Raw genomic sequence first — 589 nt, 5'->3', positions numbered from 1 at the left:
CGACTTCGTCTTCGCGGACGATGGACGCGCAGTAGTCACAGCGGACGCCGTCCGAGAGGACCGTAAAGCGGGAGGTAATCGGTTCGTCGGCGTTGGTGATGCAGTTGCGATTCGGACAGGAGATGATGCCCGTTACGACGTCTGGGCGCACGACGCGGTTCTTCTCGATAACGTCGTAGTCGCGGACGATGTTGATGCTCGCCGCCGGTGCGATAAGCGAGATCACGTCGACTTCCGACTGGCTCAGTTCGCGGCCTTCGACCTTGACGATGTCCTTGCGGCCAAGACGGTCCGAGGGGACGTTCATCCCGACCGAGACCGCCTCACCGCTCGTGCCGTCGATGCCGAGAATGGCGAGGACGTTGAGCGCCTGTCCGGCGGCGACGTGGTCGATGACGGTTCCGTTTTGAATCTTCGAGACGCGGAGTTGGTGGTCGTCAGTCATCGGCTTGTGAGAGGAGGATGTCCAGAAGCGCCATCCGAACCGGGATGCCGTTGTGAGCCTGTTCGAAGTACGTCGCGTGGTCGGTATCGTCGATGTCGGGCGAAATCTCGTCCACGCGGGGAAGCGGGTGCATGACGGTGAGGT

1 protein-coding gene and 1 pseudogene are annotated in these 589 nt (G+C 61.8%); both read right to left on the bottom strand.

Annotation, left to right across the window (positions count from 1 at the left end):
- Positions 1-445: aspartate carbamoyltransferase regulatory subunit (gene pyrI / locus QT222_RS00090; RefSeq protein ID WP_491475909.1), on the bottom strand; the 445-nt coding region annotated here is incomplete at its 3' end.
- Positions 438-589, bottom strand: a pseudogene (locus QT222_RS00085) (aspartate carbamoyltransferase); the annotation flags it as partial. The pseudogene QT222_RS00085 and the gene pyrI, both read right to left, overlap by 8 nt.

The sequence above is a fragment of the Haloferax sp. s1 genome (assembly GCF_058382125.1).
Note: the sequence above shows the minus strand (reverse complement) of the source record. Positions and strands in the feature narration are given on the sequence as shown.